The sequence below is a fragment of the Streptomyces sp. NPDC002057 genome (assembly GCF_040296665.1).
Classification (GTDB): Bacteria; Actinomycetota; Actinomycetes; order Streptomycetales; family Streptomycetaceae; genus Streptomyces.
In genome coordinates this window covers 1-15,569 of sequence record NZ_JBEOXR010000072.1, presented here as the reverse complement: position 1 = coordinate 15,569, position 15,569 = coordinate 1, and the positions used below count along the sequence as shown (strand labels likewise).

Below are 15,569 nucleotides of genomic sequence, written 5' to 3'. Positions count from 1 at the left end.
ACTGTCGTTCACCTCACGCTCGCTGATCCTGCTTACAGTGCACTTCGTCACCACGTTCAAACATTTACCAACTCAAGCAACCCTCAAAGCTCCACACCTGTGAACTCCGAGAGGAACCCGGTGTCCTTCACCCTGTTCGGTCGCGCAGCCGCACTGCCCACAGCCGCGCTGGCAGCCCTGACGTTCTCGGCCGCTCCCGCGAACGCGGCCGTCTCATCCGTCACCGCCACCGTCGAGACCGCGCCGGTCTCCCACACCGGCGACGCCGCCGACGACCCGGCGATCTGGGTACATCCCACCGACCCCGCCAAGTCCGTAGTCGTCGGCACCGACAAGAAGGGGGCACTGGAGGTCTATGACATGACCGGCGCCCGCATTCAGCGGATCAACGGGGACTACGGCAACAACGTGGACCTCCGAGGCAACATCGTGGTCTCCGCCGACGACGAGGCCGCCGACGGCAACGGCGCCATGCACATCTATCGCATCGACCCCACGACCCGTCTGCTCACCTGGCTGAAGGACGTCCCGACCGAGGTCACCGCCCACGGCATCTGCCTCTACACCTCGCCCACCAGCGGCAAGCTGTACGCCTTCCCCAACTCCACCTCCGGGCGGGTCGAGCAGTGGGAGGTCGCCGTCAACGGCAGCGCCGTGACCGCGACCTCCATACGTCTCTGGGACGCGGGATCGGCCGTCGAGGGGTGCTACGCGGATGAGACCACCGGCAAGCTCTACCTCGGCGAGGAGGACGTCGGCGTCTGGGTGTACGGCGCGGAGCCCACCGCGAGCACCACCCGCACCAAGCTCGACTCCACCGGCTCCGGCGGCCACATCGCCGCGGACACCGAGGGCATCACCGCCGCCGGCAACCGGATCTACGTCTCCTCCCAGGGCAGCAACGACTTCACCGTCTACGACCGGACCACCGGCGCCCATCTCGGCCGATTCGCCGTCACGAACGGCCAGGCGGCCGACGACTGCGAGGACACCGACGGCATCGACGCCACCGCCGCCAACCTCGGCCCGGCCTTCCCCCAGGGCGTCTTCATCTGCCAGGACGGCTCCAACGGCACCCCCGGCACCAGCGGCAACCAGAACTTCAAGTTCGTCCCGCTCCAGACCATCACGTCCCAGTTCTGACCGCCCGGGGGCGTGGGCGTTCACGCCGGGCCGACGCCCCCCGAACGTGCGTTTGCCGACCGGGCAACGTCCACAGTTGACGGCGCAAGCATCGCCACAACCAGGCTGCGGCTGGGGAGACGCTGGGGGAGATCGAAGCCACCCTGGGGAGAATCGACCGCCCAAAGGAGCTCAGGGGTCACATCACACTCCAGGTCGGTCACCGCGAAAGCTCCGGAAAACAGCGAATCCGTAGGGCAGCGCTCCCGGGCCGCGGCCACCCTGGAGACGGAAGCGCTCGTCCGCACCCACCGTCCCAGGCTCGTCAAGGTGAAGCAGGGCGGGGCCGACCCGTCGTCCGCTTCGCTCAGCCCGCTCGCCCGGGCCCGCAGACTGTGTGCGAGCCTCGGCGCCCCCCTGACCGTCGTAGGGCCCACGACAACGCAATCGGGGTCTCTGCCGAGCCCCTCTCCAGCGTGAACGCCCGATCCCGCGACGGCGAGGTCTCCCTGGCCCCTTCGGCCCGAGGGAGGCCGGCGGACTAGGGCAGCGAGGTCCCTCCGGTCGCGTTGATGATTTCTCCAGTGATGTAGCTGGCCTGGGGCGAGGCCAGGAAGTCCTATGCGGGAGCCATCTCCCCCGGCTGGGAGGCCTGCCCAGGGGCGACTGGCCGCCGAGTCCTTCAGGTCCGTCATCGTTGCGGGAATCAGTGGCGTCCACACTGGAACCAGGAGTTGTCCGAGAGATCTTGCCAGTGCACCCGTCGGCTGGATCCCGACGAGGAGCCGATGGAGTGTGCCCACGTCCGCAGGGGTGCACACCTTTCGGGGCGAATGCGCCTCCCTTCGCATGAACCTACATCATTCGTTACTCTCCGTAACGTTTCTGCTTCTTAGGGTGCGGCTTGGGGTGAGTCGATCGGCGAACCCCACACCCGCCTCCGAGGAGTCAACTGATCATGACCACCCCTGTCGTCGACATCTGGGGCCCTGCCGCTCCGGAAGCCCGAGTCGTAATCTCCTCCGCGCCGGAGCCTCACGATGAGTGGGAGCTCGCCGGTGGGACGGCCTGGGTCTTCTACAGCCCGCTGAACCGCAGGCAGCTCATCCGGCCGGTCATCCTCTCCGATGGCTTCTCCGGCGGGGCGAGCAGTCTGGACCGGCTCTGGGCGGGCCTGGAGGAGAACGGCGACTACCGCTTCATCTCCGAGCTCCACGCAGCCGGCCGGGACGTGGTCATCCTGGGCTACGACGACCGGGCGGCATCGATCACGGCGAACGCCGACACCGCCATCGACTGCATCCGCCGGGCCCTGGCCGAGCGGGTGGGACGGTCGAAGCTGGTCGTGGGCGGGTTCAGCATGGGCGGACTCATCACCCGCTACGCGCTGGCGAAGATGGAGCAGGACCCCGCCCTCCCGGACCACGAGACAGCCCTGTACCTCTCCTACGACACCCCGCACCAGGGCGCGTGGCTGCCTGTCTCACTGCAGGCGTTCACCCACTTCGCGGCGGACAACTGGGGAGAGGTCCCCCTCGTGGGGGAGAAACTGCGCCAGTTCTCGGCGCTGCTCAACAGCCCCGCCGCACGACAGATGGCGCGCTGGCATCTGGAGAAGGCCAGCGGCACCGTGAAGGAGGATCCGGAGCGGGCCGAGTTTCTCCAGAAGCTCGACGAGCTCGGCGGCTGGCCGCGGTCCGTCCGCAAGATCGGCGTCGCCAACGGTGTGGAAACCGGCAACGGCAACGGCATCAAGCCCGACGTGACCGCCGTGCGGGCCGACGGTGAAACGCTCGTCGACACGTGGCTCAAGACCCAGGCCACCGGCGACCAGGAAGTCGCCCGCCTCCAGAAGAAGGGCGGCGAGCCGGTCTCGGTCCGCACCAGCGGACTGCCCGACATCGACGGCGCCCCCGGCGGCCTGTTCACCGCCCCCTCCGAGCAGGGCGACCCCGGCAGCTTCGGCCTCGTCGCGCTCCTCAGCCGACTGCTCGGCAACACCGTGGACCCGGACGTCATCACCACGTCCTGCTTCATCCCGGCCATCAGCGCCCTCGCCGCCGGCGACATCAGCGACCCGAAGGCTCTCTACCAGCCCGTCACGCCCGACAGCAGCGAACTCGACGCCTTCGTGGCCGCCGGCCGCAACGAGGGCCACACCACCATGACCGAAGAACTCGGCGCATGGATCGTGAACGAGATCGTCGCCAGCAACTGACCCCCACCGGCGTCGCCGCGAGCGACGGGCGGCGCCGCTGGTGCGGCCAGGGCCAGAGGGATCATCAGTCGTCGCATGATCACGCAACCCCCGGCCGGGACGGTGGTCACGGCCGTACGCGGGTGACCACCCCGGCGGGGGACATCACCCCAGATCGGGGCGGAGAGGGGCTCTGCGCCCCCTACGCTGCGTGTGAGGCGGGCCCGAGCCGACTGGTCCTCGATTCACCGCGCCCGCCGCACGACGCGCCCCCGGCCCCCCTGTTCCGGGGGCGCTGTCGCGCCCGGACGCTCGCGTACGCCTGGTCCTGCCCCGTCGATCCCCGCGCCCTGACGCCGCAACCACGGGCGGGGGAGTTCCTGTCTTCCTCCCCGTGAGGGCCAACCGACGGCCGCGGCCGACCTCAGACGACCGGGAGCTGCGGCTGTGGAGAGTCGGCCGGGCTCTGGCCATCACCTTCGCCGTAGCGGTCCTGGTGGCCGGCGGTATCTTCTACGGCCTGGTGTACCTGCTGGACTTCCAGGAGATCGACACCACTCAGAAACTCGACGCGAAGACACTGTTCGACCTGGTGAAGCTCTCCTTCGGAGTGGTCGCCGGGGCAGGTGCGCTCGTCGCCCTCGTCGTCGCCTACCGCCGCCAGCGGGTCGACGAAGCCGGCGCGCACCGCGAAGCCACCCGGCTCCACACCGAACGCTTCTCCCAGGCCGTCGGGCAGCTCGGCTCCGACTCCCCCGCCGTCCAGCTCGGCGGCGTCCACGCCCTGGCCGGACTCGCCGACGACGCCCCCGACTACAGCCTCCGCCAGACCTGCATCGACGTCCTGTGCGCCTACCTCCAGCTCCCCTTTACCCCCGACCCCGGCGATGATCCCGCCCACCAGGAAGGCCACCGCCGCTACCTGGCCCTGCGCAAGGTCCGGCACACGATCCTGCGTCTCATCGGCGATCACTACCGCCGCCCCCAGGGAACCCGCCGCTCCTGGCAGGGCTGCGACCTCGACCTCACCGGCGTCACCATCGACGGCCCCATCGACTTCAGCGGCGCAACGTTCTCCAGCGGCACGGTGACCTTCAAAGGAGCGGTCTTCTCCGACGGCTCGGTCGCCTTCAGAGGCGCGACGTTCTCCAGCGGCACAGTGAACTTCAGCGACGCGTGGTTCTCCGGCAGCACGGTGTCCTTTCTCAACGCGAGGTTCTCCGGCGGCGGAGTGTCCTTCTACAGCGCGACGTTCTCCAGCGGCACGGTCGCCTTCAGAGGCGCGACGTTCTCCAGCGGCACAGTGAACTTCGGCGACGCGACGTTCGCCGGCGGCACCGTGACCTTCTACAGCGCGACGTTCGCCGGCGGCACGGTGACCTTCGGCGACGCGACGTTCTCCAGGGGCACAGTGCACTTCGGCGACGCGACGTTCTCCAGCGGCACAGTGAACTTCTACAGGGCGACGTTCGCCGGCGGCACGGTGACCTTTAGCGACGCAACGTTTTCCGGCAGCTCGGTGTCCTTCAGCAACGCGACGGGGGCACCCCCGGATGACCTTCTTGCCGCAGTCGGTACTTCCGTTCCTGCTGGCATAGTCGACCTGCCTGGGATCTGGCTGTCCCCGAATCCATAACCGACAGGGAGGCTGAACCGGCGGCTGTGACCGGCCCACGCCGTGGGGACAGTCCTCCCACCACGGTGGCTCCGGGCCGCGCCGCCCACCGGCGCGGTGCCGGCTCCGGCAGCGTGAGGCGCATGCACCCCCGCCGCACGACGCTCCTCGTCCTGGCCGCCCCCGGCGTGACTCCATCGAGCGACGTGACCGGCCCCACCCGCACCCGTTGATCCGATCATGAACAAGATCGTCTCTGTGCTCGCCGCCACGCTCTTCGCCGCCACTCTCGCACCTGCCGCGACCGCCGCCGCCCCCACGGCCGAGACCACCCGTCTCCAGCTCACCGCCGAGCGGATCGAGGACGGCGTCGACACCATCGGCTTCGTCTGGCTCGACTGCCCCGCCACCGACCGCCCCGCCCACCCCCATCGGGCGGAAGCCTGCGCGGCGCTCGACGCCGCCAGCGGGGACTTCAACCGCCTGCCCGGCAATCCCGGCGTCCGATGCACCGACGAGTACTCCCCCGTCACCTTGTCCGCGCGCGGCGTCTATCAGGGCCGCTCTGTCGACTGGACCCGGACCTACGGCAACCCCTGCGAAGCCACCGCAGCCACCGGCGCCGTCTTCGCCTTCTGACGGGCGATTCCAGCCCCCAAACGGGCATAACGCCCGTACCCTCAACAGTGAGGCGGGCCCGAGCCGACTGGTCAATTCACGCTCCCCGCGCCCGCCTCTCACAGTGCCCCCGGACATCCCCCCCTGTCTCGGGGGCACGGCCATGTCCACCACCCGGTGATTTGGATCAGGGGGTACCCATCAGGGGAACATCCGCTGAACGGAACCAGGGCTCGGCCCTGACCGCCCTGCTCGAAGCTGCGCATGGGCGGCGTGACCTACCGGATCGCGCGCTCGCGTCGCACGCTGCGCCGGTCCCCGCCGGCCTCGCAGGCCCCCTGCCGCCGGCATCAACACTCATGGCCCCGAGGTCCTCCACCTCCTCCTCGACGAGAACCCGTGACGGGTGACGGTCCCGAGCGCGACGTGACTGCGTGTCCTTGGGCGGCGGCGGGGGGTTGTGCACCACGTGGAGACTGCTGAGCCGGTGACCGGCGACTACAAAGACACCGAGGACCCGCGACTGCCGCTGCTGACTGCTGCGGAGGCCCTGCGGACGGTCAGCTACATGAAGCGGCTGGAGACCCTCGACACCACGCACCACGGCTACGAAGCCGGCCAGCTTGCCGCTGACCTCGCCCGGCGTATCGCACCTGGCATAGCGGTCGACAGAGGAGAGCTTCCCTCCGAGCACGGGGCAGAGCGGCAACCGGGCGAACGGTGACGTCTTGCGACAACCCACGGTTGTCACTGTCCCAGGCGCAGTTCCTGCGCGACCCCCTCTCCTTCACTCAGCACCGGGGCTGCGGCGGCCGGCTTTCCTGCGGCGGGCTCCTGTGCGTACTGGATTCCCCTGAACCCTCCGACGAGGTAGCTGCCGAGCACGACGACCGAGGCCGCGGTGCCGACGGCGTACACGAGCCGCTCGCCCCTGGACGTCTGGGCCGGAGAGTTCGGGGTCAGGGCCGTCCACTGGTAGACCAGGCGGGCGAGCACCAGTGCGGCGACCACGACGAGGCCGGTGAGCACGTCGAACGTCACCGCGGGCATGAGCACCGTGTCCTGGGCGGCGCCGTTGTAGGGGTCGATGGGCATGACTGTCCTCCTGGAGGTCGAGAAAGAGTCACCGGACGGCGCACCAGGTGTGCTGCGCGTCGGGTGGGTGCCGGCATCTCAGCGCGCCTGGGGGTAAGCCCCGCAAGGGCCGCTGCCGCGGGCCGGCGGAGAAGGAGGAGCGTTCGGCTCCCGTGCCCCAGGGGGGCCGTCAGGTCACGGTCTCGCGCGCGGCTGGGTGCGTTCGCCGGTCCGCTGCCGGTGGCGGGTGGCCAGCAGCGCGGTGACGGTGGCCGGTTCGCTCCCGGTGACGGTGGCGATCTTGTCGATGCTCAGGTGCAGGGTGCGGTGGAGCAGGTCGGCGTCTTCGGCCGGCGTGGTGGGGCGGCCCATGCGCCTGGTGACGGCGCGGACGTGGCGGGTCCACGCCCAGGCCGAGGGCGAGGAGGCGTTGACGACGGTGGTCCAGTTGCCGGCGACGAGGTTGAAGAGCTGGGCGACGGCGACCGCGGCCTCCTCGGGGGAGAGGCGGGCGGAGGCGTAGGCGTGGTAGACGGGCCGGTGCAGGTCGTAGAAGGCGTAGAAGGCGGTGGTGAGCAGGGCGGGTGTCTGGGTGCTCTTCATGGTGGTGTCCCCGTGGTGGCTGGGGTCAGAAGGATTCGGCGGGTGCGGTGCACGTCGTGGGGGTGGCGTGGGCCCGGCTCCACAGCGGGAGGGTGATCTGCGGAAGGCTGTGGAGGATCACGGTCAGGATGCTGATGACGTGCCAGGAGGGGGTTCCGGGGCCGTGGAAGGCCTGGGTGAGGTCGTTGAGGGTGAGGGCGGGGCTGGTCATGGCCGAGGCGAGGATGGTGTCGTCGTCGGGGGAGCCGGCGGCGTAGCGCAGGGCGCTGAGGTAGGTCCGGAGGTCGCCGGCCGGGTCGTCGGTCTGCCGCGGTTTCCAGCTGGTCGCGGCGCCCCAGAGCGACTCCATGAGCTTCTCGTCTCCCCCGCACAGCTCGCAGATGGCTTTCACGTGCGGCCAGGAGGGGTCCCGCTCGCCGGAGAAGACACGGGAGACGTATGAGGGGTCCACTCCCATGCGGTCGGCGAGTTCTCGCTGCGAGCGCACCGTGGTACTGCCGCGGTAGGCGAGGTGCAGGGCGCTGGCGAGGCGCTGGCCGGGCTGGCGCAGGCGGGTGGGGGCGTCCGGCGGCTCGGTGGCCTTCGAGGTTTCGGTGATGGTGTAGCGGGGCCGGGAACGGGTGGCGAGGCGGCTGTCGACCGTCTCCGGGCTGTACTTCTTGCGCAGGCGGTCCACGCTCAGGTCGAGGATCTGGGCGAGTTCGTCGAGCGGCTTGCGCTCGGCGCGCTGGCGCACGACGAGGGTGCTGATCATCTCCTCGGCCAGGTCGCGCACGGCGATGGCGTCGCGGAGCTGTTCGGTGGCCGGGGCCGTGCCGCTGGTGGAGCTGCCGAGGAGGGAGTCGGCCAGGAGGACGCCGTCCTCGGACATCTCGCGGAGGGCTGCGGTGCAGCGGGCGGCGCGCTCCTCGTCACTCGTGCAGCGGGCCTGCGGGGGGACGGATGCGGAAGGGCGGGGGGAACGGGTGGACACCGGTGACCTCTTTCGGGGGCGCCATGGCGGGTATTTACGCCCGTCTGGATGCCAGGCGGGCGGAGAACTGCGCTTCCGCCGGGGGTGAGGAGCTGGTGTCCTCACCGCCCGGCTCGCCGCGTCAGCGGCGCCGGATTCGGCGGTCGACCAGCAGGGATCCGCACAAGGCCACGAGACAGGCCGTCAGAAAGGGCAGCACGCGCGGCGGGAGAGAGGCCGGGGGCACGAGGAAAGGGAGGAAATTGGGCCCGATGAGCAGGCTCCAGAGCACCGTGACAGCAGTGGCATGCACTCGCAGGGTTTGAACCGCTGGCGAGGCAGGGATGATACGTTCACGGCTCAACTCCCGGAGAATTTCAGGAAGCGGAGTTCGGCGTCGGTTACGAGGCATGAGGATGCCCTCCTCTATCGAGCTGATGCGAGAAGTGGCAAGACCCCGGCGACCAGGCGACCAACCAGACGCGCCGGGGTCTTTGCCGTCCCCGGTTTGAAACCGGGAATCGGACAGTACTACCTACAGCAGCAGCGCGACGCCTGTTAGTAGCGCTGCGGGTGTGATTACCCATCCGTCCCGCCCGACCGGTCCGTTACGGTCGCGACCGCTTTCCTTTCGGGACTCGGTCAAAAGCGATCAACCATCGCGGAAATCAGAGCGTTTGCCCCCCTTTCCCGGGATAGGGTGTACGCCCGCGCGACGATCTTTGCGCCTAAGCGCCCCTCCGGCACACTCCCTCCCGGCAACCCAAGATCCATAACTCTGTCACCGAAACCCTTGATTCGCCGTGCTTCGTTAACTCTTGCGAGTGGCTCCCACCCTGCCCCCACACTTGTGCGGTTGACGCCGTGTGCGAGCGAGCAAGGCGGCGAACACCCTCGCGCTCCCTCCGCTCCGTGCTACCGCGGAGCCCCGCGGGCACAGAGCGGGACCGTTTCTCCGGTGAACCTCGGGCTCCGGACGGCTGACGATCTGGCACATTCCGGCACGTCAGAGGGGGCGGACGCGCTATTGATACGTTCGTGATCAAGAACATGCTGCGCGGCGCCGCCGCGCTCACCCTCGCCCTGACCCCCCTCGCCCTCCCTTCGGCGGCCACCGCCGCGCCTTCCGCCCCCGCGCTCGCCGAGGTGCTGAACCTGGCCGACGCGGTCGAACTGGTCCCGCTCGCCGACGAGTCCCGTACCGGGTATGAGCGGACGAAGTTCAAGCACTGGAACAGCGGCCTCGATCCGGCCGACGGGTGCAACACCCGCAACGAGGTCCTCCTCGCCGAAGCCACCCAGGCCCCGACGGTCGCGGCCGGCTGCAAGCTGTCGGGCGGCGCGTGGCTGTCCTTCTACGACGGCCAGGAGGTCAACGACCCCGGCAAGCTCGACATCGACCACATGGTCCCCCTCGCCGAAGCCTGGGACTCCGGCGCCAGCGCCTGGACGGCGGCGCGGCGTGAGGCGTATGCGAACGACCAGGACGCCCCCGCCTCACTCGTCGCCGTCACCGCGCGCACCAACCGGTCCAAGGCCGACCAGGACCCGCGCGAGTGGATGCCGCCGCTGCCCGACTCCCACTGCCGCTACGTCTCCGAGTGGGTCGCCACCAAGCTCCGCTGGGGCCTGAGCGCCGACCAGGCCGAGACCGACGCCCTCACCGTCTACGCCGAAGCGTGCGAGACCACCGTCGTCCACTACACCCCCGCCCCGTGAGACCTGTCTCCCAGAAGTGAGATGCCGGTCCTGAGGGTGCCTGGGCATGAACCGGCCTCCGGCTGATGCCGGAGGCCGGTTCGTTGCGGGACCCTCCCGCGAGGTGCGGTGGGTGTCAGCTCGTTCCGATGGTGTTCAGCATCGCCGCTGTGACGTGGTCGGCGGCGTTGCGGTGGCCGCGGGCGTTGGGGTGGACGAAGGACAGCTGGTCGGGGAGGGTGACGAAGCCTTCGACCCACTTGGCGTCATCACAGACGCTGTGGTTCTGGGAGGAGGTGTAGAGGTCGATGAAGCTCGCGGTCTCCTGCGTGCCGGTCGACTTCTCGATGGTCTCGTTGAGAGGCTCCAGGGCGGCGGTACGCAGCCAGGCCAGGTCGCCCTGGGTGATCGTGCCGAGCTTTGTCAGGTCGCCGTAGGTGCACTTGGAGGTGTCCATGGGGACGATCGTGGGGTAGCCAACGGCCAGGATCTTCGCCTTCGGTGCGCGCTCGTGGAGCACGGCGAGCATGCGGTCGTACTCCTTGCTCACCTTGTCCAGCCGGGCCTGGATGCCGGAGCCTTCGGCGTCCTTGCACGGGGTGCCCTCGCCGTTGCTCTCGCCGCCCAGCTGCGCGCACTTGGTGAGGATGTCGGCGAAGCCGAGAGAGTTGCCGCCCACGCCGACAGTGATCACGTCCGTGTCCGCTCCTACCGCATCGGACTGTGAGGGCACAGGCGGGAAGGGGTAGTCCGGGTCCTCGGAGAAGGGCGGCAGGTGGCGGCCGATCGGGTTCTGAGGGGTGTCGGTGACGTTGTCGATGGTGGCGGCGCCGCAGCTGACGTTGTCCAGGTCGAAGAGGCCGCCGAGGTCGCGGTCGATGACCTGCGGGTAGGAGCGGTCGGTGCGCTCGCAGCCGTCGCGCGGGACTTCGAAGGTGTCTCCCGCGGCACGGATGACTCCGGCGGTGTAGGAGTCGCCCAGGGCGACCCACTGGTATTCCGCGGCAGCGGCGGGCTGGGCGCCGGCGAGCTGGACGGCGGTGAGGGCTGCGGCCGAGCCGAGCAGGGCGAGACGGGTACGGAAGCGGGCCACGACATCTCCATGGTGGGTGACCATTCCACCTCGAACCGTAAACGCAGAGTTACCATCATTGGGGGTTCCGTCACAGAAAGTATCCTTATGGGGTACTGGCCCACGACTCCCAGAACGTCCCCTGCTCTGTCTGGTACCCACCCGGTCCAGCTCCGCATAAGACGGGCAGTGAGGTGGAGGGTGCGGCCTGACAGCGACGGCATGCTCAAACCGTCCATGGAACGCACTCTGCCCCGCGCCAAAAGCGCGGGACACACAGGGAGCGCTCCGACGACCACTCCCCCACGACCCCCGTGGCGGGCGGCCGGATCCGGTCCACCCGTTCCGGGAGCCGAGACCTGGACGGACTACGCACGAGCCACGGGCTTCACGGGCCTGGGGACTGGTCAGTCGACCTCGGCGTACTCGACGAGGACAACGTGCCGATCTCGGGTCCTCCACCGTCGGCTGTAGAACGGAGGTTGACGCAGCTGTCCCTCCTTGGACCCCTGGTCAAGTGAGGGGACAAGTTGTCAGGAGCAGGGAAATGCCGGTGACTACGCGTTCGGTCCGTGGTCGGCGAAACGGTCCGCGGCCGAGGTGAAGGTGGCGGCCTGGCCCTGGTATTCGTGGGCGAACGCGGGCTCGGCGAGCGCGAGGTCCCCGTAGACCGCGGCCAGGTTCCGGCACGCGTTGACCACCCGCACGTTCACCGGATGATCCGTCCCCGCGTCCTCGGGATCGGCCAGGGCGTTGAGCTCCTCCCACGCCTCCGCACGTTCCTCGGCAGCGGCGGCCAGCGCCGCGTGGAGCTCCGCGACCCGGGCCCGCTGGTGCGTCTCGTACTGCGCCGTTCCGGGAAAGCGGATCGCGTCGAGTCCGTCGGTGACCGCGCGGGGCGTGCCGGGGTCCTGGCGGGCCACCCATTCATCGAGGCTCGCGGCGAGTTCCGGGCCGGGTGTGCCGCTGCGGTTGCGCCGGCCGTCCTGGACCCACGCCAGCACCACCCCGCCCCAGTGCCGGCTCCCCGCGAACTCCGTGATCTGGTCCGTGGACAGTCCGCGCTCCCGCTCCGCCACCACGGCCGCGTCGAGCAGCTCCCTCGCCAGGGCCTGCAACTGGACCGCCTGGGCGATCAGATCACCCGGCTTGGGATCAACCGCCACCGGGACCAGGGCGGCGGCCTGCTCGGCGAGCGTCCGGGCCCGCGAGGAAAGCTCCAGCCGGGCCTCGTCACGCGGCGGGAGAACATCAGGCATCGAGTCGGTCATACCGGAAACGCTAGGCCCGGCCCGAGACCGCTGTCAGCCGATTCGACACCTTGCCCCGGCCACCCCCCTGCCGACGCCGTCACGAAGGGCCGCTCCGCTGAGAGGACGGCCCGCCCTCACGTGCTGTGCCGTGCGCTGCCAACGACCACCCCACCCGAGCCGTAACTTGTCACGGTGGCTCCGGGCCGCGCCGCCCACCAGCCCGGTGCCGGCTTCGGCAGCGTGAGGCGCATGCACCCCTGCCGCACGACGTTCCTCGTCCTGGCCGCCCTCCTGACAAGCGGCTGTGCCGCCGTCTCCACCGCACCCGCGCCCGAGCCCCGACCGGCCGGACTCGCGCCCGCCGCCCGGCACCCGCCGCCCCGCCCGGCCCGCGACGTCCAAGCGCACCCCCGCCACGACGAACAAGCCGAAGCGGTCGAAGCGGTAGACGACGTCGACCGCCAGGAGGACGACGCCGAAGAACACCGCGCCGAAGCGGCCCGCCCCGCGTCGGCAGCCCGCCGCCGGGCCCGCCCCCGTACATGCGTCAGCTCTGCCGACAGGCCCAGGGCATCCGCGTCCCCATAGGCGCTGGGGAACTCGGCCGCAACGTCTACGGACGCTGACCACCCCGGCCGGGACGGACACGCCGCCCCCGATACAGCCCGAAGGGCCGACCTCAGGAGGCCGGCCCTTCGGCCGTGTAGGCGTGGCCCCCGGGCGCGGGGAACGGCGGGAGAGTTGTCTCCACGTCGTAGGCCGCTCCCCGTGTCGGGTATGAACCACTTCTGTGTTTCACAGCAGGCGTTACGGGGCCGGAACGCGCGCGGCGGTCAGGCCCGGAGTGGAGGCGGGCAGTACCGGGTGGTCAATGTGGTGGTGTTCGGCCTCCACGCCGTACGCCCCACCCCACGCGGCCCAGACACGGGCCGCGACCGCCTCCGCCACCGCCACACTCCTTTTCCGGACTAAGAGATTGATCATGAAGTCGCCGGCTTCAGCACACGGGGGAGGTGGGCGTGCATGCGCTCCATCACGACTTCGCGCCCGAGTTGTTTGAGCCTGTGACCAGCAATTTCTATGAGAGCGCAGGCCCTATGGCGACCGCCGGTTCTCTCGCCTACTCCGAGCTGTTGTCGGCTCGCTGCGCTGAGTGCCGAACCGGTTCATACGCCCGCGCTCAGACAGAGGTGAGGCTCAGGCCCACCGGCGGGGCTCCCATCCTGCGCTCCTGATCGGGGATCATGGGCGGCATGGAACACGTTGCGCCGGTGAGCGTCCTCGCTCTCCGTCCTGTCCTTCCGCATCCGCAGGCGATCATGAAGGGGGCGGGCATACGTCCTTTGATCGACGACCAGGATGTGCTGGAGGAGATACATCCGGACGGCGATTCAAGCTGCTATCAGCAGATGTGGCTCGGTTCATCGGAGACGTGGCCGCTGTGGGCCACTAGCGAGCCTCGCCGTGTCGAACTGTCGAACAACGACTGCGTCACCGATTGCTGTGGAGGAGTGTTCGTCACCATCCAGCGTCGTGGCGATCACGTCGAGTGGGTGAGCTGGGAGAACACCAACGACATCCGGGTCCCTGTCCCACCGGAGGTCCGCTTCGACGCCTCACAGTACGACGCCGAACTGACTCGGGTCGTAGCTGACCACAGCTGGGAGGAGCCCGTAGACACGGCGGCCCGTCTACTGGCCCACCGGATCGCTGCAACCGACTGGTACAAGCACTGGGACTGCCAGCCGTTCGTGCACGGCATCCGTGTGCAAGAACGGGGGGAGTCTGCTGAAGTAGTCATGCCCTTCGCCACCAGCCAGTTCGACGAAGGCGGTACGTATCGCTGGCACGTCATGTCCGTGACTGCGCAGGAGCCCGTCGAGGAACAGGTACGGCGGTTCGTTGAGCAGATCACAGCTACCGACCCCCGCAAGAGTGCAAAGGGTCCCTGACAGCGCCCCGGGAGCCTCGCGCATCAAGTGGGGCTCGTGGGCAGAGTCCGGACGAGGCTGCGCTGACCTCTGATGTCGGTGCGCCGGTCCAGCTCGGTGCGCAGTTCGTGAATGACCTGGGCATAGACGGCGACGCGCTCGCGAAGCCGACCGTTGCCCTCCCGCAGTGCGCGGGCGATGGCTTCGGCGTCTACTGCGCGGGCGTGCAGATGCTGGAATACGGGCGGGATGCCGTTCACCTCGGACTTTCGGCGGGTCTTGTGGGTGAGGACCCAGCGCTTGACGCCTGCCTCGACGGCAAGTTGCAGCGTGGTGAGCGCCCCAGTGGACCGGGTTGGACGGCCGTCGAGGAGCCGCTGGATCGCTGCGGTGATGGCTTCGCGTTCGGCGTCGCGGTCAGTGGCCACGCTCGACCAGCAGTAACTGCGGCAGCCGCTCGTAGCGGCAGGCGCGCTGAGCGCGGCGGACTGCTGCGGCGCGTTCGCCTTCCTCGTAGGCCAGGACGTCGACCAGCACGCTGCGCGGCATCCAGAACCGTCGCCCACGTCCACCCTTGGCGCATGCCTCCGCCAGCCGGCAGGTGCAATAGGTGCGGCCTGGTCGTCGGCGGGCAGCTCCAGGCGCAGGATGCTGGCCCACTCACTCAGCCGCAGCCCGGTGCCGTAGAGCCCGTCGACGAACGCGCAGTCACGCTGGCTGTTGCGCCCGCGCCATCCGTCGATCTCCCGACCGCGCAGGTCCAGCCCGCGCAGCCCGACGTCGACCCAGCAGGCGTAGCCGGCCGGGTCCAGCCACTTCACGTCCTTGCCGCGTACGAGGTGCGGGCCGGCCTCAAACGACTCCGTCACCGTGCCCGGCGCAGGGCCGGAAACCTGCCGCCGGGTCACCGGATCGCCCACTCCGAACCGAGATCCAGCCCAGCGGTAGAACGCGCTGATCGCGATCAGGTCGTCCAGCACCGTCCCGCCAGCCACGCGCCGGACGTTGGCCTCGTCGGTCATCCGCCAGAACTTGAACCCGGCGACGTCCTCTTCGTCGGCGTCGTGCCAGGCCCGGCCCGCAGCATCAAGGAATCCCAGCCAGACGGCTACCGCGAAGGCGTACTTCCTCCGCGTACCCGTGCTCGCGTTGCGCATCCGCGCCGAGGCGAAGAATCCGTTGACCTCCGGCACCGACCAACCATCGGCCCGCAGCAGCACCGGCTGTCCCAGCTGCGTGCCGTGCGCGTGCGCCCACTCCGCCAACGTCGGCAGGCCCGCCAGCACCGGATCGGCCGCGTACCACGACACCTCCCGCCGCGGGTCGCACCAATGCACCTGTGGCCGGTGATCCGAGGGACGGCGTTGACGGCTTCGGCGAGGTTGGTCACGGGCTTCCTCTCGACGGGACGGCAGGGCGGGTGGCACTGGCACA

At 69.5% G+C, this 15,569-nt stretch carries 13 protein-coding genes and 1 pseudogene; 7 read left to right on the top strand and 7 right to left on the bottom strand.

What is annotated here, in order from left to right:
- The first annotated feature begins 120 nt into the window (after positions 1-120).
- The gene (locus ABT129_RS34870; RefSeq protein WP_351909697.1) at positions 121-1,143 is read left to right on the top strand and encodes a phytase; all 1,023 of its coding nucleotides are present in this window, start codon (positions 121-123) and stop codon (positions 1,141-1,143) included.
- A 520-nt stretch (positions 1,144-1,663) separates the two neighbouring features.
- On the opposite strand, the pseudogene ABT129_RS34865 reads toward ABT129_RS34870, so the two are convergent.
- Positions 1,664-1,847 (bottom strand): annotated as a pseudogene (locus ABT129_RS34865) (SDR family oxidoreductase); the annotation flags it as partial.
- A gap of 233 nt (positions 1,848-2,080) precedes the next feature.
- Between ABT129_RS34865 and ABT129_RS34860 the strand changes: the two are divergent.
- From ABT129_RS34860 to ABT129_RS34845, 4 genes are all read left to right on the top strand, one after another.
- Positions 2,081-3,340, top strand: coding sequence for an esterase/lipase family protein (locus ABT129_RS34860; RefSeq protein WP_351909695.1), 1,260 nt, complete (start codon positions 2,081-2,083; stop codon positions 3,338-3,340).
- A 502-nt stretch (positions 3,341-3,842) separates the two neighbouring features.
- Positions 3,843-4,955 (top strand): pentapeptide repeat-containing protein, encoded by a 1,113-nt coding sequence (locus ABT129_RS34855; protein ID WP_351909693.1) that lies wholly within the window; start codon positions 3,843-3,845, stop codon positions 4,953-4,955.
- Between the two features lie 219 nt (positions 4,956-5,174).
- Complete coding sequence (locus ABT129_RS34850) at positions 5,175-5,573, top strand: SSI family serine proteinase inhibitor (RefSeq protein WP_351909691.1); 399 nt, start codon at positions 5,175-5,177, stop codon at positions 5,571-5,573.
- Between the two features lie 448 nt (positions 5,574-6,021).
- Entirely contained in the window at positions 6,022-6,276 is a 255-nt protein-coding gene (locus tag ABT129_RS34845; RefSeq protein ID WP_351909689.1) for a hypothetical protein, read from the top strand.
- A 23-nt stretch (positions 6,277-6,299) separates the two neighbouring features.
- On the opposite strand, the gene ABT129_RS34840 is transcribed toward ABT129_RS34845, so the two are convergent.
- From ABT129_RS34840 to ABT129_RS34830, 3 genes are all read right to left on the bottom strand, one after another.
- Positions 6,300-6,647, bottom strand: coding sequence for a hypothetical protein (locus ABT129_RS34840; protein ID WP_351909687.1), 348 nt, complete (start codon positions 6,645-6,647; stop codon positions 6,300-6,302).
- Positions 6,648-6,821: 174 nt separating this feature from the next.
- Complete coding sequence (locus tag ABT129_RS34835) at positions 6,822-7,229, bottom strand: hypothetical protein (RefSeq protein WP_351909685.1); 408 nt, start codon at positions 7,227-7,229, stop codon at positions 6,822-6,824.
- A gap of 25 nt (positions 7,230-7,254) precedes the next feature.
- Positions 7,255-8,202: a helix-turn-helix domain-containing protein gene (locus ABT129_RS34830; protein WP_351909683.1), complete on the bottom strand. Its 948-nt coding sequence runs from the start codon at positions 8,200-8,202 to the stop codon at positions 7,255-7,257.
- A gap of 1,017 nt (positions 8,203-9,219) precedes the next feature.
- Between ABT129_RS34830 and ABT129_RS34825 the strand changes: the two genes are divergently transcribed.
- Positions 9,220-9,900, top strand: a complete 681-nt coding sequence (locus tag ABT129_RS34825; protein ID WP_351909681.1) for an HNH endonuclease family protein — start codon at positions 9,220-9,222, stop codon at positions 9,898-9,900.
- 115 nt (positions 9,901-10,015) lie between these two features.
- On the opposite strand, the gene ABT129_RS34820 is transcribed toward ABT129_RS34825, so the two are convergent.
- Together ABT129_RS34820 and ABT129_RS34815 are read right to left on the bottom strand one after the other, a co-directional pair.
- Positions 10,016-10,972, bottom strand: coding sequence for an SGNH/GDSL hydrolase family protein (locus ABT129_RS34820; RefSeq protein ID WP_351909679.1), 957 nt, complete (start codon positions 10,970-10,972; stop codon positions 10,016-10,018).
- A gap of 536 nt (positions 10,973-11,508) precedes the next feature.
- Positions 11,509-12,210 (bottom strand): hypothetical protein, encoded by a 702-nt coding sequence (locus ABT129_RS34815; protein ID WP_351909677.1) that lies wholly within the window; start codon positions 12,208-12,210, stop codon positions 11,509-11,511.
- Between the two features lie 1,247 nt (positions 12,211-13,457).
- On the opposite strand from ABT129_RS34815, the gene ABT129_RS34810 reads away from it, so the two are divergent.
- Positions 13,458-14,156 (top strand): hypothetical protein, encoded by a 699-nt coding sequence (locus ABT129_RS34810; protein WP_351909675.1) that lies wholly within the window; start codon positions 13,458-13,460, stop codon positions 14,154-14,156.
- A gap of 23 nt (positions 14,157-14,179) precedes the next feature.
- Here the strand turns inward: ABT129_RS34810 and ABT129_RS34805 are convergent, their stop codons facing one another.
- Positions 14,180-15,445, bottom strand: a complete 1,266-nt coding sequence (locus ABT129_RS34805; protein WP_351909673.1) for a site-specific integrase — start codon at positions 15,443-15,445, stop codon at positions 14,180-14,182.
- Positions 15,446-15,569: the final 124 nt, after the last annotated feature.